Genomic DNA, 19,483 nt, shown 5'->3' on the forward strand with positions numbered 1-19,483 from the left:
TTCGCATATTTTGCTTCTTTCTCGGCAAAAACCGAACCGGTTCGTCGATCGGTCGGGGCGAGCGGCGCGAACCGCGATCGCCGGACGGGTCTCGGCGCCGACCGCGCGGCCGACGACCTTTATATCCGTCCGGCCCGGGGTACGGCCGTGACGCTCGATCCGATCCACGTCGAGAACATCGCGCAGCTCGCGTACGGCATCGGCGACGACGTGGACGCGACGGACCACGACGACCTCGCCGAGCGCGTGTGGCGCGAGTGGCTCCCCGAACTGCGACGCGAGGGCCGGGTCGTGATCGAGGCGCTCGGCGACCACGAGCGCCGCCGAGCCCCCATCGACAACGTCGCGCTCGCCGAGCGCCCGTTCGAGACCGTTCACGGGCTCGACTCGGGCACGATCAACCCCACCACGTTCAAGAACGGGCTCGTCGTCGACGTCGCGCACGCGGCGATGGCGAGTTCGCCGACGGATCTGGACCTCCACCGCGACCGGACCATCGTCGCCACCGTCCACGCAGGCGACTCGACCGCCGGTTTCGACAGCGAGTGGACCCGCCGCGACGAGGGACACACCCGACAGCGGGTGTTCCACGTCCCCCGGGTGAACCGCTACGCGGAGCGGGTCGTCCACGCGCTCGCGCTGTACCTCGCCGAGGGGACCCACGCGCTCGATCACGCCGACCGCGTCGACGACCTCCTCGTCCTCGACGGGCCCATCTACCCGAAGGAGCTGTTCACGTGGGCCGACCGCGACCCCGAACTCGGCGCGCTCGCCCGCGAGGCCAAGCCCCGCGCCGTCATCGAGCAGTACGTCCGCCTCGTCGAGCGGTTCGTCGAGCGCGACGTGCCGCTGGCCGGCTTCGTCAAGAACCCCGCGAGCGGCACCGCGGTGCGGGCGCTCGCCCGCGCCGGCGTCGAGTCGCCGTGGCCCGACGACACCGCGCTGTTCACGCGACTGCTGGAGCGTCGCGACCCAGACGACGGGTCCGCCGGAAGCGACGCGTCCGACGACCGCGGCGCCCGCCTCGACGACGACCTCACCTTCACCACGTGGTTCCGCAGTCGCGGCGGCGCTGACGCCCCGATGGCGGCCGACGGCGACGCGCTGGGCGTCGAGCGCGGGCTCGACCCCGAGCTGTACGAGCCCACGTTCATGGTCGTCTACGACCCCCGGACCGACGTGACGTACAAGCTGGAGTCGCCGTACGCGTTCACGCGCGACGCGGCGACCCGCGACCGGCTCACCCGCCAGGTCGTCGCCGAGGTGGCGGCCACGAGAGGCCCCCCCGAGCCGGTGGCGAAGGCGGACGAACTGGCCCGGATCTCGGCCACCGAGAAGGCGGCGCTCCGCCGGAAGTTCGAAGAGCGGCTCGGCAGCGACCAGCAGGCGACCTACGACGACCTCCGGTGGGGGAAGGCCGACTTCTGACCGGTCGGCTCGAACCGCGACCGGTCCGGGATTTTTGCCGGTGCGGCGCGACGCGGCCGTATGACCGGGCAGACGCCGCTGCCGAGATGGGTGACGGAACTCGTATCGGCGTACGACCGCGTGCTCTCCGAGCTGTTCTGGTTCCTCGTCGCGCTCGGGGCCGTCTACCTCCTCGGCCGAGTCGTCGTCGTGCCGTCCGTCATCCGGGTCGTGCGGGCGCGGAACCGCAACAACCCGACCATCGAGACGGCGGTGCGGACGTACGTCCGGGTCGTGCTGATCGGGTTCGCGACGCTGACGGGCGTGATAGCCGCCGGCTACGGGAGCGTGCTCGCCGACTCGGCGATCGTCGTCGCGGCGATCACGTTCGTCTTCGGCATCGCCGGGCAGCAGGTGTTCGGGTCGCTCATCAGCGGGATCTTCCTCGTGGCCGACCCCGACTTCAACGTCGGCGACTGGATCGCGTGGCCGGGGGGACAGGGCACCGTCGAGGCCGTCGACTTCCGCGTGACGCGCGTCCGGACGCCAGACAACGAGACGGTCTCGGTGCCGAACACCGAGCTCACGAGCAACGCACTTACCCGGCCCTACGGCCGGGACACGTATCGGATCACGGAGACGGCGTACGTCGCCTACGACGAGGACGTCGAGCGCGCGCTCATGGAGCTCAGAGCGGTCGCGACCGACACGGAGCCGGTCCTCGACGAGCCGACCCCGGACGCGCGCGTCCTCGACCTCGGGGAGAACGCGATCACGATACAGGCGGAGCTGTGGATCGACGACCCCGGAGACAGGGACGTGGCGACCGTCCGGTCGGACTTCCGCCGGGAGGTGAAGCGCCGGTTCGACGAGGCGGGGATCGCGATCGCGCCCCCGTCGGCGCAGTCGCTCTCGGGCGAGGTCGCCGTGACGGAGCGTTCGGTCCGCGACTGACGCAGACCGGAGGCGACGGGCGGTCCAGGGCTCCGCGGTCCGCCCCGCTCAGAGCGCCTCCGAGAGCAGCAGCAGGTAGGTGATCGCGTTGTAGATGCCGTGGACCAGCCCCGGCACCACCACGTTGTCCGTCCACTCGTAGAGCGCGCCGAGGACCGCTCCCAACACGACGACGACGCCGACGTACGCCCACCGCTCGGCCATCGTCCCGGAGACCGCCGGGAGGTGGATCAGCCCGAACGCGAGGCTCGCGATGAGGACCGCGGGGAGGGCGTCGAACGCGCGCCGGACGCCGCCCTGAACGACGCCGCGGAACAGCAGCTCCTCCACCGGGCCGACCACCGCGAGCGACACCGCGACCATCGCGAGGTAGTAGACCACGGGGTCGCCCGCGGGGACGACCGCCTGGTTCTGCCCGGTCGAGAGCCCGACCTGATCGAGCGCGATCAGGGCGCCGTACTGAAACGCGAAGAGGGCGATCCCCCCGCCGACGATGATCGCCGCCTCGCGGGCGTCCGGCCGGGCGATGCGGGCGATCTCCCACTCTCCGGTCACCGCGAGGTAGCCGACGACCGCGAGCGTGAATCCGGCGAACTGGAGCAGCGTCTGTAACAGCCGATAGCCGGTCGTCCCCTCCGACACCAGTCCGAGTGAGGCGGCGAGGGACACCCCGGGCACGGTGATCGCGTTCGCCACGAGGACCGCGAAAACCACCGCGAACAGCGCGCTCGCGACGCGGAACAGCCGCTCCCCGACCGCATTCGCGAGGGGGTCGTCGCTCATTGTCTGCGATAGCGGTTCCGAGAATTTAGACGCACCGGAACGGGACCGTCGGCGTCGACTCCGACTCGCGCTTCTGTTCTCAGTCGATCCGCAGTTCGCGCTTCTGTTCGACCGCCTCGGCCTCCGCGAAGTCGCCGCCGCCGAGCAGCCCGCGGGCCGCCTTCTTCCCCCACTCGACGGCCGGCTGCGTGAACGTCGAGACGCTCGCGAGTTCGCCGTACAGCACGCAGGCCGCCTCCATCCCGTAGAGGAGCTCGCCCAGCGAGCGCTCGTCGACGCGGTCGACCTCGACGCGCACGTTGGGGACGCCGGCCGCCGCGAGGCTCGCCTCCGTCGCCTCGAACTCGGCGTCGAGCAGCCCGCCGAGCGACGAGCCGCCGAGGTACGCGAGCCCGTCGAGGTCGGTCTCCGGGATCGACACGTCGGCGCGCTCGGTCGGGCGGACGAGCGTCACCAGCTTGTCCGGCGGACCGGCGCGGTACAGCTGGAGCTGGGAGTGCTGGTCGGTCGCGCCGAGGGCGCGCGCCGGCGTCTGCCCGAGTCCGTCCTTCCCGAGGCTCTCGGCCCACAGCTGGGCGAACCACTCCGCGAACGTCTCCAGCGACTCCGCGTACGGCATCACGGCGTTGGTGAGCGCGCCGCGCTCCGCGAGCGCGTACGTCGCCGCGCCGTAGGCGTAGGCGGGCGACTCGTACAGCGAGCCGGCCAGCGCGTCCATGCCGTCGCGGCCGCCCGCGAGGACGGCCTCGACGTCGTGACCTTGGAGCGCGGCGACCGCGAGCCCGACCGTCGACAGCGCCGAGAAGCGCCCGGGGACCCCGTCCGGCACCGGGAGCGACGGCAGGTCGTGTCGGTCGGCCAGCTGACGGAGGTTCCCCCCCTCGCCCGTGGTGACGAGGGTGCGGTCCGTCCAGTCGACGCCCGCGTCGCTCATCGCCTCGCGGACGACGAGGAAGTTCGCGAGCGTCTCCGCCGTCGTCCCCGACTTCGAGACGACGTTGACCACGGTCTCGGAGAGCGGGAGGTCCGCGAGCAGCGCCCGGGTGTCGTCCGGGTCGACGTTGTCGAGGACGTAGGCGTCCACGTCGCTCGACAGGGCGTTCGACAGCGTCGCCGCGCCGAGCGCGCTCCCGCCGATACCGACCGTCAGCACCGCCTCGGGGCGGTCGAACCCGTCGACCGCGGCGTCGATCGCGTCCGGGTCCGCGGTCTCGGGGAGGGTCAGGGCGGCGTAGCCGAACTCGTCGTCCGCCATCCCGCCCGCGATCCGCTCGTGTGCGGCCGCGACGCGGTCGTCGAGTCTGTCCAGCGTCTCCGTCGTCAGTCCGGGGGTCGTCTCCAGTGCGTTGCCGAGGTCCACTCGCATACGTGTCACACCGCGCGAGAGGGACTTAATAACCGCCGCCGGGAGCGGCGACGCTCGGTCGGCCGATCGGACCGACGCGCGAGCGACGCCGATCAGTCGGCCGCCGCGATCGGTTCCTCCTCCTCGCCGAGCGCGGGCCGACCGAACCAGCGGTCGAACGCGAGCGGGCCGGAGCCGAGCGTGAAGACGGCCGACGCCATCCCGAACAGCGCGACGTGCGCGAGGACGGGGTCGTCCGGGAGCCCGAACAGCGTCGTCGTGAACAGCACGAAGGAGAGCGCGGCCGCGCCGCGCGTGAAGAAGCCGGCTATCAGCGCCAGTCCCACCGCGACCTCGGTCACGCCCGCGCCGACGACCCACAGCCCGGCGTCGACCGGCACGACCGAGGTGAGGTCGTACTTCTCGACGACGAGGAGCGCGCTCGCGGGGTCCGCGAGCTTCTGGATCAGGCCGAGGTAGACGAACGAGACGCCCATCCCGACCCGGAGCACCGTCGGCACGTACCGGCGCAGCGGGGTCGTCGACCGGTCGAGGAACGACTTCAGGTACTGGACCGGGTCGATCCGACCGTAGTACGACCCCGGCGTGCTCGCGACCTCCAACAGCATGTCGTCGGCGCTCGGGCGCCCCCCGCCGAGGATCACCAGCGCGACGAACACCGGAACGTACTCCACCGCGAGGAAGACCGAGGAGTCGACGGCGACGAACACCCACGCGTACGTCGCCAGCCCCACCGTCGACACGATCCGCGTCGCCAGCCCGAAGAGGACGAAGAAGCCGAGTCCGATGAAGAGAATACGGAGGAGCGGGCTCGCGCCGGTGTCGAACGAGAGCGTCGGCGCGAACAGGTATCCCTGAAAGCCCGCCCCGACGAGGGGGAGACCGACCGCGAGCCGGAGCATCCACGGGACGAGGTCGCCGTAGCCGGCGAGTTTCTCCCGGAGCACGACGATGTCGACGATCGTGGGTCGCACCCAGAGGTACACGGCGAGCCCGGTGACCGCGAGGAGCCCGGAGCCGAGGAACAGCGCCGCGTTGAACGGCACCGACAGCACCTCCGTGACGAACGCCACCGCGTCGAGCGGGTCGCCGGGGTCTTCCGTGACGTAGTCGACGTGGGCCGCGACCGGTCGCGCGACGAGCGTCGCGAACAGGGCGAACACGGCTGCGGCGGCCGAGCGGGAACGGACGGACATACCCCGTCTACGCGCCGGACGTACCTAACGGTGTTTCCTCATGTTCGTTCGGGAGCGACTCTGTCGCGGTCGATCTCGACATCTCGCGGCGGTCGGTTCGATTTCGGACGCCGACTCGCGTCGCCGCCGCATCCCTCGGTTCGAGACGGGCGAGAGGCGGTCGCCGCTGGCCGTCGGGGCGAGAGTGGCCGCGGCCCACGCTCGTGCGGCGATCCCACAGCGACTGGGGCGTTCCGAACGCGTCCGACGACGTGAACCGAAGCCCTCCTAGGGCGCCCGGGCGACGACGCCGAACGTCTCCGTCCGCGTGGCCGCCGAGACGACGTCGAACCCGGCCGCCTCGAACGCGTCGACCGCGTCGTCGGCGGTGAACCGCTCCGCGACCGGCGGCCCCTGTTCGCCGTCGCCGTCGCCCGCCCAGTCGAACGTCACGACGACGCCGTCGGACCGGACGACGCGCGCGAGTTCTGCCATCGCCGCGTCGCTCGCGAACTCGTGATACGTCATCGTCGAGACGGCGCCGTCGAGTTCGCCGTCCGCGAACGGGAGGTCGGCCACGTCGCTCGTGACGAGCCGGACGTTCTCCGGGGCACCCTTCTCCCGGTAGTGGTCGTGCATCTCGGGCTGTACGTCGACGCCGTAGACGGTCTCGACGCGCTCCGCCACGTCGTCGGTGTAGAATCCGGTCCCGCTGCCGAGGTCGGCGACGAGCCCCGCGTCGGCCTCGACGAGCGGGCCGACCAGTTCCTCCGCGGACACCCACCGGTACCGGCCGGGACGCTCCAGCCGCTCGGCCTGCTCGGCGTCGAACGTGTGAAAACCCATGCGCGGTCTTGGGTGTCGAGCACCAAAACGCGTCCGATCGGCGGCGCCGCCGGGGCGCCGTCGCTCGACCGCTATCGGCCGACCGAGAGCGGCCTCACCACTCCGCGTCGAGCGCGTCGATGAGCCGGTCGACCTCGGCCTCGGTCGAGACGGCGTGGACCGACGCTCGAATCCCGTTCGGATGGGGCAGCGATCGGACGACGATGTCGCGTTCCGCGAGCCGTTCGACCGTCGCCTCGGGGTCGTCGACGTCGACGGTCACGAGTCCCGACTCGAACGAGCGCGGACTGAGGAGCCGGTCGTCGGGAACGCCGGCCTTCAGGCGGTCCGTGAGCGACTCGATCCGCGACTCGATGGCGTCGAGCCCCACCGCCTCGACCGCGTCGAGCGCCTCGACGAGTCCGACGTGGGCCGCGGCGGTCGTCGTGCCCACTTCGAAGCGTCCGGCTCCCGGCTTGAACGATATCTCGTCTGCGGTCGGGTCCTCGACGCTCCGGTAGCCGACCGCGCGCGGCGCGAGATCGGCCGCGGCGTCGCGGTCGACGTAGAGGAACCCGGCGCCCCACGGGCCGAGCGTCCACTTATGGCCGGCCGCCGCGACCGCGTCGGCGCCCCAGTCGGTCACGTCCATCGGCCCCTGACCGGGCGACTGGACCGCGTCGACGAGGGTGAACGCTCCCGCCTCCTTCGCGGTCTCGACGAGGTCGGCGACCGGCAAGCGGGTGCCGTGCGTCCAGGTGATCGCGCTGAAACAGACGAGGCGGGCGTCCGTCACCGCCTCTGCGTAGGCGTCGCGGTCGAGCCGGCCGTTCTCGGTCTCGACGACCCGAACCTCGACGCCCTCGCGTTCGAGGCGTTTCCACGGGAGGACCCCCGCGGGGTGTTCGAGGTCGGTCCGGACGACCACGTCGCCCGGTTCCCAGTCGATCGCACCGGCTATCCGGCCGATCCCGTCGCTCGTGCTCTCCGTCAGCGCGATCTCCTCGGGGTCGGCGCCGACGAACGCCGCGATCCGCTCGCGGACCTCCTCGTAGGTCCCGAACGCGTGGTCGTACGGGTCGGTCGTCGCGGAGCCGTACTCGTGTTCCTCGATGAACGACGCGGCCGCCTCGACGACGTACTTCGGGCTCGGTCCGTGCGCACCGAAGTTGAAGTACGCCGCGTCGTCGAGGGCCGGGACGTCCGCGCGGAGCTCTCTCGGGGTCATACGCTCGCCGTCGCGTTCTATGGTGCTCATTGTGTCGGTCTCTCTAATTCTCTCGGCTTCGGCGCTCCGGCCGGTCCGGAGCGCGTGCGAACGCCATCGGTCGGAGGACGGCTAGCGGCGGACGGAGGCGGACCGGCGACCGCGGCGGCCGTTCAGGCTGTGCGCGCGGTGACGGCGTCGCTGAGGACGTCCTGCGTCTGTGCGCCGATCATCTGATCGGCCGGTTCGCCGTCCGCGAACACGATCAGGGTCGGGATGCTCTGGACGCCGTACTCGGCCGCCAGCGCCTGATGCTCGTCGACGTCGACCTTCAGCACCGCCGCGTCGGTCTCGCTTGCGACCGCCTCGACGGTGGGTTCCATCATCTGGCACGGCCCGCACCAGTCGGCGTAGAAGTCGACGAGGACGACGTCGTGCTCGGCGACGTGTTCGTCGAAGGCGGTCGCGTCGCTCAGGTGGATCGGTGCGTCGGGAGCGGGTTCTGTCGCACTCATACTCCGTCGTACGCGCCCCGCGCTGATAATAGTTTTGAATGTAACGCACAATACTACGTGCGGAGCGGACCCGGCCACGCGGCTAACTGGGACAGCCCGTCCCCGCGGAGAAGTCGGCTCGAAAGGCGGTCAGCGGACGCGCGGCGCGCGAACGCGCGCTCGACTACTGGATGTGGCCTTCGCGGCGCAGCTGGTCGGCGTCCTCGTCCTCGTAACGCCACTCGACGTTCGCCTTCTCGTCTTGCCAGTCCCACGGTTCGGCGAGGACCACGTCGCCCTCGCTGATCCACGTGCGGTACTTCATGCGGCCGGGGATCCGACCGAGGCGCTCTTTCCCGTCGGCACAGCGCAGCTGAACGTGGTTGCCGCCGAGGTGTTCCGTCACCACGGCGAACACTTCGTCGTCGTTGGGCATTCGGAGGTTCTTCCGCCCGGATTCTTCGCTCATACCTTCCGTTGTGCGTTCGCCCGTATAAGTGATTTGAGACGTGTGCGCCCGCCCGTCACGCGATCCGTTCGCACGCCGAGCGCGGCCTCACTCCGCGTCCGCGACGGTCGTCGGCCGGTCGTCGGGGTCGGCCGCCACGCCCTCGGCGAACGCCGCGTCGACCTGTGCGAACGTCTCCGCCTGCGTCTCCGAGTTGTCGACGACCACGTGGTCGGTCGCGACCTCGTCGAACAGCTCCTTGAATCGGAGGTGGATATCGAAGTCCGCGTCGCTGATTCCGTCCCGACGCTCGATCCGGCGCTCGACGACCGCCTCGTCGCAGGCGACCTCGACGAGGTCGAACTCGGCCCCGGCCTCGGCCGCCGTCTCGCGGGCCGCCGTTCGGAATCGACCCTCCGCGAACGTGGCGTCGAGGACGACGGCCCCGCCGGCGTCGATATCGTCGCGAGCGCGGGCGAGCAGTTCGGCGTAGACGGCCTCGGTCTCCGCGTCGGTGTACTCGGGGTCGTCGAACAGCTCCTTCCGTATCACGTCGGTGCGCCGTATTCGGCCGTCGACGTGGTCTGCGATCCGTTCCGCGACCGTCGTCTTCCCGACGCCCGGCAGGCCGCAGACGACGACCAAGCGCCCGGTCGAGGCCTCGTCGTCGTCGTCGGTCGCGGCGGCCGAGTCCGACCGCGTCGGAGCGAGAGAACCCGCCGCGTCACCGTTCGAACTCGGCGATTCGGTCCGGTCCGGCGCTCGACCGCCTCGGTCACTCATCTACCGGTATCCTCCGGGGTGACGTAAAAGAAACTTCGCATCTAACGGTCGCTGCGGGCGACTCTCACGCTTCGCCCCCGGCCTCCCATGCGCGGCGCGCTTCGAGCTCGCGGCGGGCCGCCTCGCTGAGGCCGCACTCGTTGGTGCGCCTGTCGGGCGCCGCCTTGGCGACGAGGTCGCGCTCGACGAGCGCGTCGAGGATCTGGTAGAGGCGGCTGTGGTTGATCTCCTCGCCGTAGTAGTCCGCGACGTCCGTCTTCAGCGCGAGGCCCTTGCGGGCGTTCTCGCGGGAGAGCGCCCAGAGGAGGTCGCGTTGGAACGCGGTGAGGTCGGCGAGTCCGCTCGGCTCGTCGCCGTCATCGACGAAGACGTAGCCGAACGCCGATTCATCCGAAAATCTCGTCTTCCTCTCCTCGTCAGACGGCGGCCGCTTCGAGAGCCGATCGAACCGATTCTGTGCCGCCTCTTTTCGGCTCTCAGTCTGCTCGGGTTTGTACGAGGCAGACTCGATGCGCCCGCCACTGAGCCTCACCGAGAGAATCGCGTCCGCGTGCCGTCCGTCCGACGGGAGCCGCGAGGCGTCCAGCACCGCGTTCCCCACCTCCTCGCCGTCGCGCTCGAAGAACACGGTCGCGAGCCCGTCCTCGACGTTGTCGACGACCGCGGTGTACTCGCCGTCGGGAAGCTCGATATCGGTCACTCGTAGCTCACCTCGAGGACGTGTTCCCCGTCGGCGTTCGAGAGTATCACCGTGTCGCCGGCGTTGTTCCAGATCGGCGACCCGGACCCCCAGTACAGTTCGCTGTCGGTGTCCGTGCCGCTCCCCGTCCGGAGCGTCACCGTCGCGCCCGCGTCGAGCGTGAACCCCTGCGGGAACGCGTAGCCGTGTGCCGCCTCGTCTTCGACGGTCCACCCGGACAGGTCGATCGGTTCCTCGCCCGCGTTCTCGAAGACGACGTACTCGTCGTTGAGGTTCTCGCCGTCGTCGCCCTCGGCGTCCGCGTTGATCGCCGCGACCTCCAGCGCCGCGGCCGGGTCGGCCGACGTCGTCTCGTTCTCCTCGTCGGTGTCGTCGCCGCCGTCGTCAGTCCCGCCTCCGGAACCGCCGTCGACCGGGTCACTGCCGAGTCGCATGCGTTCGACGACCTCGCCGCTCGTGCCCGGTTCGATCGGCTCGGCGTCGCGGAGCGCCAGCGGGTCGGTGGGCGCGTCGCGTTGCGTCCGTACGGAGACGCCGTTCCCGTCGCTCACGAGGACGACGTTCCCGTGCGTGGCGGTCCAGTACGTCGGGATCGACCGGTCCGCGAAGCGCTGGAGGACCTCCTCGGTCGGGTGTCCGTACTGCGAGTCGTACGCGCTCGACACGACGACCGCCTGCGGCGCTACCGCGTCGATGAACGGCCCGCTCGACGAGCTCGACGAACCGTGGTGGCCGGCCTTCAGCACCGTCGACCCCAACTCGGCGCCGTACGTATCGATCAGGTACTCTTCCTGGTCGTCTTCGGCGTCGCCGGACAGCAGGAAGCTCGTCTCGCCGTGTGTGAGCCTGAGCACGATGCTGTTCTCGTTGCGCGCCGCGTTTTCGAGGTACGGTTCGGGCGGCCCGAGCACGTCGACGTCGACCTCACCGAACGAGATCGCGTCGCCCTCTCGCGTCTCGTACAGCGTCACGTCGTGCTCCTCGATCGCGTCGAGGTACTCGCCGTACGTCTGCGTACTCGCGGCGATTCCGGGGTCGTAGACGGCGCCGATCCCCTCGGCTTCCGTCTCGTAGTACTCGATGATCGCCGCGTTGCCGCCGATGTGGTCCGCGTCGTTGTGCGAGGTGACGAGGTGGCCGATCCGGGTGACATCGTGTCGCCGGAGGTACTCCAACACGTACTCGCCGTCGTCGTTGTAGTGACCGGTGTCGACGAGCATCGTCTCGCCCTCGGGTCCGACGACGAGCGTACTGACTGACTGCCCGACGTTGATGTAATGGACCTCGACGGTGCCGCTCGCGGTCTCAACGGTTCCCTCGTCGACCGTGTCCGGTCCCTCCGGTGCCTGTTCGGCGGGCACCGTACCGGCACAACCCGCGAGGAAGACGATCCCCACTACCAAGAGGATCTTGAACGCACCGCCCGTTCGTTTCATGTCTCGTTAATATTCTACACAGGCAAAGAGGTACGTATCTGTTAACTATCCGCATCAGAGGACCCGGAACCGCCTCGCGGGATCGGGAAAGCGCCAGACGGCAAGGAGTCGAGCCGCAATCGATTATCGAGTGCTGTGCCTGACACGCAGCGCAGGTGTCTGAGCCGCGATGCTACTCAGAACCGGTCCCGCGGCGCCGCCTCAGTGGCCACCCAGCACGCGCCGTTAACAGACCGATATCCCGTGAGCGATGCTACCGAAGTCGCGAAATCTCAAAGGTGGCTCGGGGCGGATTTGAACCGCGAGGACTCCGCTCCGCTCCTCCACTGGGTTCGAACCCGCGACACCGTTCTGTCGACACGGAGCGCTCGCTGTCGCTCACGGTTTCGGTGTCGATGAAAATGGGTTGGGGCGGATTTGAACCGCCGGCCTCCTCCATGTCAAGGAGGTGTCATAACCGGACTAGACTACCAACCCGCAGGGGCTTACTGACGCATTTCGTCGTTTCCGTGGAACGTAATTGAACCTTTCGTTTCGGACCGCCCACCGGCGCCGTCGCGGGCCTCGATCGGACGACGGCGCGGCGACGATTCCGAGAGTGTGAGGACTTCGGCCCGTCGACCGCCGTCGAACCAACGTCCGCGCACCGTCGCGGTTCCGACCGGTTTTACTGATTCGGCGTGAATTCGTCGGTATGGTCGACCTTGCCGCCCGTACCGACAGGCTCGACGCGTACCTGGCGGACCGCGGGCTCGAAGCGGTCTGGTTCGCGCGCCCCAACGGGTTCGCGTGGCTCACCGGCGGCGACAACGTCGTCGACGCCGATGCCGACATCGGCGTCGCCGCGGCGGGCTACGACGGCGAACTGCGCGTGATAACCGACAACATCGAGGCGGACCGGCTCGCCGACGAGGAGCTCCCGGACGCGTTCGCGGTCGAGTCGTTCCCGTGGCACGCCGACTCGCTCGCCGCGGCGGTCGCCGAGCGGTCGGCCTCGCCCGCGGCCGCCGACTTCGACGTACCCGGCTTCGAGCGCGTCGACGGGAGCCGACTCCGGCAGCCGCTCACCGACGACGACGTCGAGCGGTACCGCGAACTGGGCCGCGAGGTCGCCGCCGCCGTCGAGACCGTCTGCCGGAACCTCGAACCCGACGACCCCGAGTACGAGGTCGCCGCCGGCATCGACATCTCGCTCGCCTCCCGCGACGTGGACACGCCGGTCGTCCTCGTCGGCGGGGCCGAACGCGCGGAATCGTACCGCCACTACACGCCGACCGACGCGGCCCTCGGCGACTACGCGCTCGTCTCCGTCACCGCCGAGCGCGCCGGGCTGTACGCCTCGATGACGCGAACCGTCGCCTTCGACGCGCCTGACTGGTTCGAGAAGCGACACCGAGCCGCGGCGCGCGTCGAGGCGACCGCGCTCCGCGCCACCGAGGCCGCGGCGGCCGGCGACCTCTCCGACCGCGACGGGCCCGACACCGCCGGCGACGTGTTCGCGGCGGTCCGAGAGGCGTACGACGCCGTCGGCTTCGCGGACGAGTGGGAGCAGCACCATCAGGGCGGTGCGGCCGGGTTCGCGGGCCGGGAGTGGATCGCGACGCCCACGAGCGACGAACCGGTCCGACGGCCCATGGGCTACGCGTGGAATCCGACGGTTCAGGGAACGAAAAGCGAGGAGACCCACCTCGTCGCGTCCGACCTGACGGAGCGGCTCACGAAGACTGGTCGGTGGCCGACCCACGAGGTGGAGCCGGTCGCCGTCGCGGGGATCGACGACGATCCGGTCGAGTTGGCGGCGCCGGTCATCCGGTAGCCGAACCGACTCACAGACCGCGTTGACGCGGACGACCGCGCGTCAGTACACGTACTCGCTCTCGTCGATGCCGACGTAATCCTTCTTGACCCGGCGCTTGTTCCACTTGTAGCCGAGCAGGAGCTTCGCCGACTCCCAGCCGGAGCGGTACGGCTGCGACAGCAGGCCGCCGCTCGCGTCGGCGGCGAGCATCGCGTCGGCCGCGCCGATGACTCGGTCCCAGTCGTCCGGACCGTAGTCGGCGACCATGTCGGCCATCGTCACGTTGCGGACGGCCTCGTCGCCGATCGCCTCCTTCCAGCGTCGGTTGTACGAGGCCAGGTCGCCCTCCGCGGCGAGTTCGCCCGCGATGGCGCCCGTGCGGACCGCGACGTGGTCGCCTCCCTCGTGGAACGCCGAGGTGGTCCCCATCGCGCCGCCCGCGACCGCGACCCCGGCGTTCACCGGCGAGTCGATCGGCCGCGTCGACGAGATGGGGTACGTCTCCGTCCCCTTCCGCTTGCCGGCCCCCTCGACCAGCGGGAAGTCCTCCTCGATGTCGTACTCGTCGCCGTACTGCCACTCCAAGAGCCGTTTCACGTACTCGCCGCCCTGCGGGATCGACTCGTCGTCGGCTTCGAGCAGCGCGTACTCCGACGCGTCCACCTCGCCGATGTCGAGGCCGATCGGCATCGTGAGCCCGACCCGACAGACGCGGTCAGCGTTCGGAAAGATCCACGGGTACGCGGTCTCGCCCGGCATCACGCCCCACCAGAAGACGATCGCGTCTTTCACCTCCTCGAAGACGGCCTCCGGGACGCGCCGGTACTCCTGATAGGCGATGTGGTTCGCCGTCCGCGAGGCCAACCGTTCGGAGGCGGACGCGTCGGCGGGCAGGTACTCGTCGAGGACCCGGTTGGTCACGGTGCGTTGCGGCCCGTCGGCGAGCACGACGAAGTCGGCGCCGACCTCGCCGCCGTCCGCGAGTTCGAGGACGTGGCGCGGGTCGTCCTCGTCGGGCGTCACGGAGAGGTCGGTGTCGACGCCGCGGACCGAGGTCCCCACGCGGTACTCGGCGCCGGCCTCCTCGGCGCGCTCGCGGAGCCAGTCGTCGAAGCGCGCGCGCTGGAAGGTGTACCCGAACTTGTCGTACGAGGAGTCGATGCCGGTCGACGTGAGCGTCGCCCCCGACTCGGGGCCGCGGAACTCGGCGCGGTTCAACTCGCGTTGGATCACTCCGTCGTCGAACTCGTCGGGGTGGATTCCCATGATGTCCACCCAGTAGTCCAAGATACCGGCCGCGTCGGTCGAGTCGGGACCGAGTCCGTCGCGGTCGGCCCGAGGGACCCCCTTCTCGATGACGAGGGCGTCCGCTCCGTCGGTCGCGGCCGCGTGCGCAGCGGACGATCCGGCCGGCCCGCCGCCCACGATCGCGACGTCTACGCGTTCCATATCTCGTGAGGTTGCCGTCCGGCTATTAAATTCACGGTCCACGACGGTGTTCGCACGTCTCTCTGGCGGCGAAGGGGCACCGATCGTTCACTATCGTTCGGTATCTGATACGGAGGCAGAGAGACACGCTTTTACACGGACCGGGGAGTCTCTCCGACACCAATGGCACGCGAGACATGGGCGACGCGAGCGGGATTCATCCTCGCCGCGGTCGGCAGCGCGGTCGGGCTCGGGAACATCTGGCGGTTCCCCTTCATCACCGGCCAGTACGGCGGGTCTTCGTTTCTGATAACGTACCTCGCGTTCGTCGCGCTGATCGGGTTCCCGGCGATTCTCGTCGAGTTCGTCATCGGACGACGGACGGAACGGAACCCGGTCGGCGCGCTGCGCGAACTGGGCACGTGAGTCTGGTCGTACGCGGGGTGGCTGTTCGTCGTCACCGGCTTCGTCATCCTCTCGTACTACAGCGTGGTCGCTGGCTGGTTCCTCCGGTACACGCTCATCGGGATCACCGAGGGGTTCACGCGCAGCGACCCGGCGGCGGCGGAGGCGCTGTTCGGCACGGTCTCGACGGGGATCGACACGCTCCTGTTTCACGCCGCCTTCATGCTGCTCGTCGTCGGGATTATCGCCGCCGGCGTCAGGCGCGGCATCGAACTGAGCGTGAAGGTGATGGTCCCCGCCATCCTCGTCCTACTCTTAGGGCTGGCCGCCTACGGGTTCACGCTCGAGGGTGCGAGCGCGGCGTACGCGTACTACCTCTCGCCCGACTTCGGAACGATCGCCGCGAACTGGACCGAGATACTGCCGGCGGCCGCCGGGCAGGCGTTCTTCACCCTCTCGCTCGGGATGGGCGTGATGATCACCTACGCCTCCTACCTCGGCGAGGACCGGAACCTCGCGGCCGACGCCGGCATCATCGCGACGCTCGACACGCTCGTCGCGGTCCTGGTCGGCTTCGTCGTCTTCCCGGCCCTCTTCTCCGTCGGGATCGAGCCGGGGTCCGGCGGCCCCGGGGCGATCTTCGTCAGCCTCACCACGGCGTTCGCGGGCATTCCCGGCGGTCGCATCCTCGGCGTCGTCTTCTTCGGGATGGTCGGGATCGCGGCGCTCTCTTCCGCGATCAGCATCCTCGAGGTGCTGGTCTCGTACCTGATCGACGAGATCGGCGTCGCCCGCGTTCCGGCGTCGGCCGCGCTGGGCGCCGCGGTGTTCCTGCTCGGCGTGCCGGTCACGATCGACTCCATCTTCCTCGGCCTGTACGACGGGCTCGCGGACGGGATCCTGCTCGTCCTCGGCTCGCTGCTGCTCGCGCTGTTCGTCGGCTGGGTGATTCCGGACGTCGGCCGCGAGGAACTCCGGAACGGGCTCGGGGACGTCGGCGGCCTCGACGCCGCGTGGATCTGGGCCGTCCGAATCCCGATCCTGATCGTCGTGGTCGTCGTACTGTACCTCGGCGTCGTCGACTACGTCGGCTTCCTCACCGGCGACTTCGCCGACTGGCTGGCGGCGAGATAGGCACCGCCCGCGGGTTACCCCGGTCCGATCCGGAACGCGACTTACAGGAGTTCGACGACGACGTCGGCGACGAGGCCGGCGGCGTCCGCGGCCGCCGGCTTGACCCGACCGATCGGGCCCGCCTCCGCGTCGTCTTCGGTGTCGGTGCCGGGGTTCTCGGTCGGATTCTCGTCCGAGCACTCGGGGTCGAGTCGGTCGGTTATCCTCCGCCGGAGCGATCCGATTTCAGGCGTGTTCCTCGCGCGGCTGGACCACGACGAACCCGTCGCCGTCGAACCGCATCTGGTACCGCTCGCCCGACTCCTGACCGATCATGTCCGAGAGGCTCCGGTTGACCTCGACGTCCGGCGAGGTGCCGCCCCACGCGACGGTCGCCCCGGGGTCGGTCGCCACCGGCGGCTCCAAGACGATCGGATCGCCGTGCGTGGTGAGCGCGACGTAGCCCGGGCCTTCGAGGTAGACGTTGCTGAATCCGCCGGCGAGCGCGCCGGCGAGGCTGTCGATCGTGTTGATCTCGTACGAGAGCGACTCCTCGAACGCGAGCACGTCCTCGCCGTTGACCGTGATCGACTCGCCGGCACCGAGTTCGATCACCTGTACCTTCTTGCCGTCGTCGGCGAAGTAGACGTGTCCGTCGCCCTCGACGGCCATGATCGGCGTGCCCTCGCCGGTGGCGGCCTCCTTGAGGAAGCCGGTGATGCCCCCCTCGGCGGAGGCCTTCCCGGTGAACGAGACGTCGCCCGTGTACGCCACCATCGAGCCGGCCTTCGCCATGACGGTGCCGGCGACCTCGACGTCTAAGGTGTAGCTGTTCTCGCGTTGGAACGGTTCCGCGCTGTCCGTCGGTGCGTTCTCGGCGGTGAACTGGTCTAGGTTCATAGTACGGGGACCGAACCCTTCGGTTCGGCTGTGCGGAGATTCCGCGCTATCGGTTAAGAAGGTACGGGAGACGCAAGGGTTCGTTTCGCGGCCCGCCGCGCGACGGCGTCGGGTCTCGCCGTGCGGTTTCGGTCTCAGTACACGACCAGCGAGAGGTACAGCTGTCCGAGTCCGGCGACGACCATCACGGCGCCCGCGATCCGTTTCAACAGCCCGGCGTGGGCCATCACCCGGTTGGCGTTACTGACGAGTCCGACGCCGGTCGCGACGGTGGTCGCGGCCATCAGGACGGCGACGGTGCCGCCGTAGACCCCGAGGATGAGCAATGCCGTCTCGGGCGGGAGCGCGATCGCGCGGGCGACGACGCCGAGGAACACCGGGGCCACGCAGCCGGCACCGGCGAGCGCGTACCCCGCGCCGAACAGCCCAAACCCGAATATCCCGGTGCGTCGCTCCGGCAGCGGCACCGATATCGAGGGCGCCCGACCGGCGACGACGAGCAGGCCGAAAACGACGAGCAGTCCGCCGACGAGCGTTTCGAAGACGGTGATGTTCGAGAGCGTCGAGTAGCCGATTCGGACGGTGGCGCCGGCGAGCAGCGCGAACGTCGCCAGCACGCCGACCGCGGCCGCGATGCCCCGCACTCCCGCGCCGAAGACGGACGCGGAGTCGGCCTCGACGGAGTTCACGTAGAACCCGACGTACCCGGGCAGCAGTGGGTACGCGCACGGGGAGAAGAACGTCGCAACGCCCGCACCGAGCGCGAACGGGAGGTTCGTCGCGAGCGAGACGTCCGTCATCGGTCGCTCCGTCGGGCCATCGTCAGAATCGCCCCGTCATCGGTCGAGCGCCCGCTCGATGCCCGCGACGAACTCCTCGGTGGTGTGGGTCCCGGAAGTCGCCCAGCGGACTCGCCCGGACGCGTCGATGGCGCGCGCGCTCGGGTAGCTTCCGATCGGGAACCGCGACGCGAGTTCGGCCGTCACGTCGGCCGCGACGACCCAGTCGCCGTCGTTCTCGCGCCACCAGTCGACCACCGTCTCCTCGCTGACCCCGTCGCCGACGGGTTCCGTCGTCACCGAGACGAACAGCACTTCGTCGCCGATCCGATCGTGGGCCTCCGCAAGGGCGGGCATCTGCTCGGCGCAGGGCGGACACCACGTCCCGAAGAAGTCGACGAACGTCGGTCGGTCAGGCGCCGGGAGCGTCACCTCTCCGTCGCGACTACCCGGTGCGTCGATAGCGTCGATCGTCACCGGCTCTATCGGCTCGGGGGCATCGCCGCCGCCGAGCGCCTCGGGTACCCCACCCGTCGCGACGGCTCCGGCGCCGCCGAGAATGCCGGCGCTCGCGAGCCCGGCCAACAGGTGCCGGCGCCTCACGCCGTGATCACCCGTCGGAAGTCGTCGACGATCCGTTCCACGTCGGTTGCCGGCCCGCGCGGGTACGCTCGCTCGACGATACCCCGCTTGTTGACGAGAAGGATGAGCCCGTAGTGCGGGAATGCGTACTCCAAGCTCTCGTACTGTTCCCCGTCCGTCTTCTGGACCTTGAGCCCGAAGTTCTCGTCCATCAGCTCCACGCCCGCCTCGTAGCTCTCGGGGCGGAGGAAGTGCCAGTTGCCGGCGTCGAGGTCGACTCCGCGCTGGCTCGCGTACTCGCGGAGCACCCCCTCGGTGTCGCGCTCGGGGTCGAACGTGAGCGGCAGAAACGCCGCCTCGTCACCGAACCCCTCCTCGGCCGCGACCTCCTGAACGCGCCGGAGCCGGAGGATCAGCGCCGGACAGACGCCGTCCGGGCAGTTGGTGTAAAACGACGTCCACAGGAACGCGCGCTCGCCCTCGAACTGCGCCGTCGATATCTCCTCGCCCGAGATCGGATCCGGCACGGTGAACTCGGGCATCTCGTCGCCCTGGATCGGGTGGACCGGATCGCCGCGGGTCTGCTCCGGCGGGCCGAGGACCGTTCCCTCGGGACCGGAATCGCCGATGACGCCGGCGCAGCCGGCCGTGGCGGTCGCGCCGGCGGCGGCGCCCGCGGCGGCGAGCGAGCGGAGGAAGTGACGGCGTTCCATGTCGTTGTCCGACCTACGTGGTCGCGCGTAAATGAACCCCGCGGCTGATGGCACGCGGTGAACACGACCGGGAGCGCCCGGAGAGCGGTTCCAGCGGCCGTGAGGCACCTATACGCCGACCCAGCCCGGTGGACGAACGTCCGGAACCCCCGTGGTACCGTGACCCTCGCAAGGGTTATGCCCGGAC

The 19,483-nt window shown here is 69.9% G+C and carries 17 protein-coding genes, 1 tRNA gene and 3 pseudogenes; 4 read left to right on the forward strand and 17 right to left on the reverse strand.

The genetic code is table 11. The annotated features are described in order from the left end of the window. Positions 1-147: 147 nt before the first annotated feature. Positions 148-1,428, forward strand: a complete 1,281-nt coding sequence (locus tag ACZ5KW_RS07955; RefSeq protein ID WP_343780281.1) for a DNA double-strand break repair nuclease NurA — start codon at positions 148-150, stop codon at positions 1,426-1,428. A gap of 60 nt (positions 1,429-1,488) precedes the next feature. Next, positions 1,489-2,361, forward strand: a complete 873-nt coding sequence (locus ACZ5KW_RS07960; protein WP_343780283.1) for a mechanosensitive ion channel family protein — start codon at positions 1,489-1,491, stop codon at positions 2,359-2,361. 48 nt (positions 2,362-2,409) lie between these two features. Here the strand turns inward: ACZ5KW_RS07960 and ACZ5KW_RS07965 are convergent, their stop codons facing one another. From ACZ5KW_RS07965 to ACZ5KW_RS08020, 12 genes and pseudogenes are all read right to left on the reverse strand, one after another. After that, complete coding sequence (locus ACZ5KW_RS07965) at positions 2,410-3,144, reverse strand: CPBP family intramembrane glutamic endopeptidase (RefSeq protein ID WP_343780284.1); 735 nt, start codon at positions 3,142-3,144, stop codon at positions 2,410-2,412. A gap of 79 nt (positions 3,145-3,223) precedes the next feature. Next, a complete protein-coding gene (locus tag ACZ5KW_RS07970; protein ID WP_343780285.1) occupies positions 3,224-4,510 on the reverse strand; it encodes a glucose-6-phosphate isomerase in 1,287 nt (428 codons plus the stop codon). Positions 4,511-4,602: 92 nt separating this feature from the next. Next, the gene (locus ACZ5KW_RS07975) at positions 4,603-5,706 is read right to left on the reverse strand and encodes a DoxX family protein (protein WP_343780286.1); all 1,104 of its coding nucleotides are present in this window, start codon (positions 5,704-5,706) and stop codon (positions 4,603-4,605) included. Between the two features lie 267 nt (positions 5,707-5,973). Next, positions 5,974-6,531, reverse strand: a complete 558-nt coding sequence (locus tag ACZ5KW_RS07980; RefSeq protein WP_343780287.1) for a class I SAM-dependent methyltransferase — start codon at positions 6,529-6,531, stop codon at positions 5,974-5,976. Positions 6,532-6,625: 94 nt separating this feature from the next. Beyond that, entirely contained in the window at positions 6,626-7,768 is a 1,143-nt protein-coding gene (locus ACZ5KW_RS07985) for an aminotransferase class V-fold PLP-dependent enzyme (protein ID WP_343780289.1), read from the reverse strand. Between the two features lie 122 nt (positions 7,769-7,890). Further along, entirely contained in the window at positions 7,891-8,232 is a 342-nt protein-coding gene (gene trxA, locus ACZ5KW_RS07990) for a thioredoxin (RefSeq protein WP_343780290.1), read from the reverse strand. 163 nt (positions 8,233-8,395) lie between these two features. Next, a complete protein-coding gene (locus tag ACZ5KW_RS07995; RefSeq protein WP_137688795.1) occupies positions 8,396-8,680 on the reverse strand; it encodes a translation initiation factor eIF-1A in 285 nt (94 codons plus the stop codon). Between the two features lie 87 nt (positions 8,681-8,767). Then, positions 8,768-9,442 (reverse strand): P-loop nucleotide/nucleoside kinase family protein, encoded by a 675-nt coding sequence (locus ACZ5KW_RS08000; RefSeq protein WP_343780291.1) that lies wholly within the window; start codon positions 9,440-9,442, stop codon positions 8,768-8,770. A 64-nt stretch (positions 9,443-9,506) separates the two neighbouring features. After that, positions 9,507-9,785 (reverse strand): annotated as a pseudogene (locus ACZ5KW_RS08005) (helix-turn-helix transcriptional regulator); the annotation flags it as partial. Positions 9,786-9,851: 66 nt separating this feature from the next. Continuing rightward, positions 9,852-10,142: pseudogene (locus ACZ5KW_RS08010) on the reverse strand (DUF3006 family protein); the annotation flags it as partial. Further along, on the reverse strand, positions 10,139-11,578 hold the full coding sequence (locus ACZ5KW_RS08015; protein WP_343780293.1) for a lamin tail domain-containing protein: 1,440 nt from the start codon (positions 11,576-11,578) through the stop codon (positions 10,139-10,141). The pseudogene ACZ5KW_RS08010 and the gene ACZ5KW_RS08015, both read right to left, overlap by 4 nt. A gap of 402 nt (positions 11,579-11,980) precedes the next feature. Further along, positions 11,981-12,055 (reverse strand) — tRNA-Val (locus ACZ5KW_RS08020). A 217-nt stretch (positions 12,056-12,272) separates the two neighbouring features. On the opposite strand from ACZ5KW_RS08020, the gene ACZ5KW_RS08025 reads away from it, so the two are divergent. Beyond that, positions 12,273-13,394: a M24 family metallopeptidase gene (locus ACZ5KW_RS08025; protein WP_343780294.1), complete on the forward strand. Its 1,122-nt coding sequence runs from the start codon at positions 12,273-12,275 to the stop codon at positions 13,392-13,394. Between the two features lie 42 nt (positions 13,395-13,436). Here the strand turns inward: ACZ5KW_RS08025 and ACZ5KW_RS08030 are convergent, their stop codons facing one another. Next, complete coding sequence (locus ACZ5KW_RS08030; protein ID WP_343780295.1) at positions 13,437-14,825, reverse strand: NAD(P)/FAD-dependent oxidoreductase; 1,389 nt, start codon at positions 14,823-14,825, stop codon at positions 13,437-13,439. A gap of 162 nt (positions 14,826-14,987) precedes the next feature. On the opposite strand from ACZ5KW_RS08030, the pseudogene ACZ5KW_RS08035 reads away from it, so the two are divergent. Further along, a pseudogene (locus tag ACZ5KW_RS08035) lies at positions 14,988-16,343 on the forward strand (sodium-dependent transporter). 225 nt (positions 16,344-16,568) lie between these two features. Here the strand turns inward: ACZ5KW_RS08035 and ACZ5KW_RS08040 are convergent. The 4 genes from ACZ5KW_RS08040 to ACZ5KW_RS08055 form a co-directional block, all read right to left on the reverse strand. Beyond that, positions 16,569-17,222, reverse strand: coding sequence for an AIM24 family protein (locus tag ACZ5KW_RS08040; RefSeq protein ID WP_343780296.1), 654 nt, complete (start codon positions 17,220-17,222; stop codon positions 16,569-16,571). A 134-nt stretch (positions 17,223-17,356) separates the two neighbouring features. Beyond that, positions 17,357-18,022, reverse strand: a complete 666-nt coding sequence (locus ACZ5KW_RS08045; protein ID WP_343780298.1) for a cytochrome c biogenesis protein CcdA — start codon at positions 18,020-18,022, stop codon at positions 17,357-17,359. A 36-nt stretch (positions 18,023-18,058) separates the two neighbouring features. Next, positions 18,059-18,604 carry a TlpA family protein disulfide reductase gene (locus ACZ5KW_RS08050; protein WP_343780299.1) on the reverse strand — a complete coding sequence of 182 codons (546 nt, stop codon included), beginning with the start codon at positions 18,602-18,604 and terminating at the stop codon, positions 18,059-18,061. Next, the gene (locus ACZ5KW_RS08055) at positions 18,601-19,296 is read right to left on the reverse strand and encodes an SCO family protein (RefSeq protein WP_343780301.1); all 696 of its coding nucleotides are present in this window, start codon (positions 19,294-19,296) and stop codon (positions 18,601-18,603) included. The genes ACZ5KW_RS08050 and ACZ5KW_RS08055 overlap by 4 nt, the downstream gene beginning before the upstream one ends. Positions 19,297-19,483: the final 187 nt, after the last annotated feature.

The sequence above is a fragment of the Halorubrum ejinorense genome, from assembly GCF_055389685.1.

Excerpts from the sequence above, each read along its gene's own strand:
- ACZ5KW_RS07960 (WP_343780283.1), top strand. The coding sequence starts at position 1,489 with ATGACCGGGCAGACGCCGCTGCCGAGATGGGTGACGGAACTCGTATCG.
- ACZ5KW_RS07965 (WP_343780284.1), bottom strand. The coding sequence starts at position 3,144 with ATGAGCGACGACCCCCTCGCGAATGCGGTCGGGGAGCGGCTGTTCCGC.
- ACZ5KW_RS07970 (WP_343780285.1), bottom strand. The coding sequence starts at position 4,510 with ATGCGAGTGGACCTCGGCAACGCACTGGAGACGACCCCCGGACTGACG.
- ACZ5KW_RS07975 (WP_343780286.1), bottom strand. The coding sequence starts at position 5,706 with ATGTCCGTCCGTTCCCGCTCGGCCGCCGCAGCCGTGTTCGCCCTGTTC.
- ACZ5KW_RS07980 (WP_343780287.1), bottom strand. The coding sequence starts at position 6,531 with ATGGGTTTTCACACGTTCGACGCCGAGCAGGCCGAGCGGCTGGAGCGT.
- ACZ5KW_RS07985 (WP_343780289.1), bottom strand. The coding sequence starts at position 7,768 with ATGAGCACCATAGAACGCGACGGCGAGCGTATGACCCCGAGAGAGCTC.
- trxA (WP_343780290.1), bottom strand. The coding sequence starts at position 8,232 with ATGAGTGCGACAGAACCCGCTCCCGACGCACCGATCCACCTGAGCGAC.
- ACZ5KW_RS07995 (WP_137688795.1), bottom strand. The coding sequence starts at position 8,680 with ATGAGCGAAGAATCCGGGCGGAAGAACCTCCGAATGCCCAACGACGAC.
- ACZ5KW_RS08000 (WP_343780291.1), bottom strand. The coding sequence starts at position 9,442 with ATGAGTGACCGAGGCGGTCGAGCGCCGGACCGGACCGAATCGCCGAGT.
- ACZ5KW_RS08015 (WP_343780293.1), bottom strand. The coding sequence starts at position 11,578 with ATGAAACGAACGGGCGGTGCGTTCAAGATCCTCTTGGTAGTGGGGATC.
- ACZ5KW_RS08025 (WP_343780294.1), top strand. The coding sequence starts at position 12,273 with ATGGTCGACCTTGCCGCCCGTACCGACAGGCTCGACGCGTACCTGGCG.
- ACZ5KW_RS08030 (WP_343780295.1), bottom strand. The coding sequence starts at position 14,825 with ATGGAACGCGTAGACGTCGCGATCGTGGGCGGCGGGCCGGCCGGATCG.
- ACZ5KW_RS08040 (WP_343780296.1), bottom strand. The coding sequence starts at position 17,222 with ATGAACCTAGACCAGTTCACCGCCGAGAACGCACCGACGGACAGCGCG.
- ACZ5KW_RS08045 (WP_343780298.1), bottom strand. The coding sequence starts at position 18,022 with ATGACGGACGTCTCGCTCGCGACGAACCTCCCGTTCGCGCTCGGTGCG.
- ACZ5KW_RS08055 (WP_343780301.1), bottom strand. The coding sequence starts at position 19,296 with ATGGAACGCCGTCACTTCCTCCGCTCGCTCGCCGCCGCGGGCGCCGCC.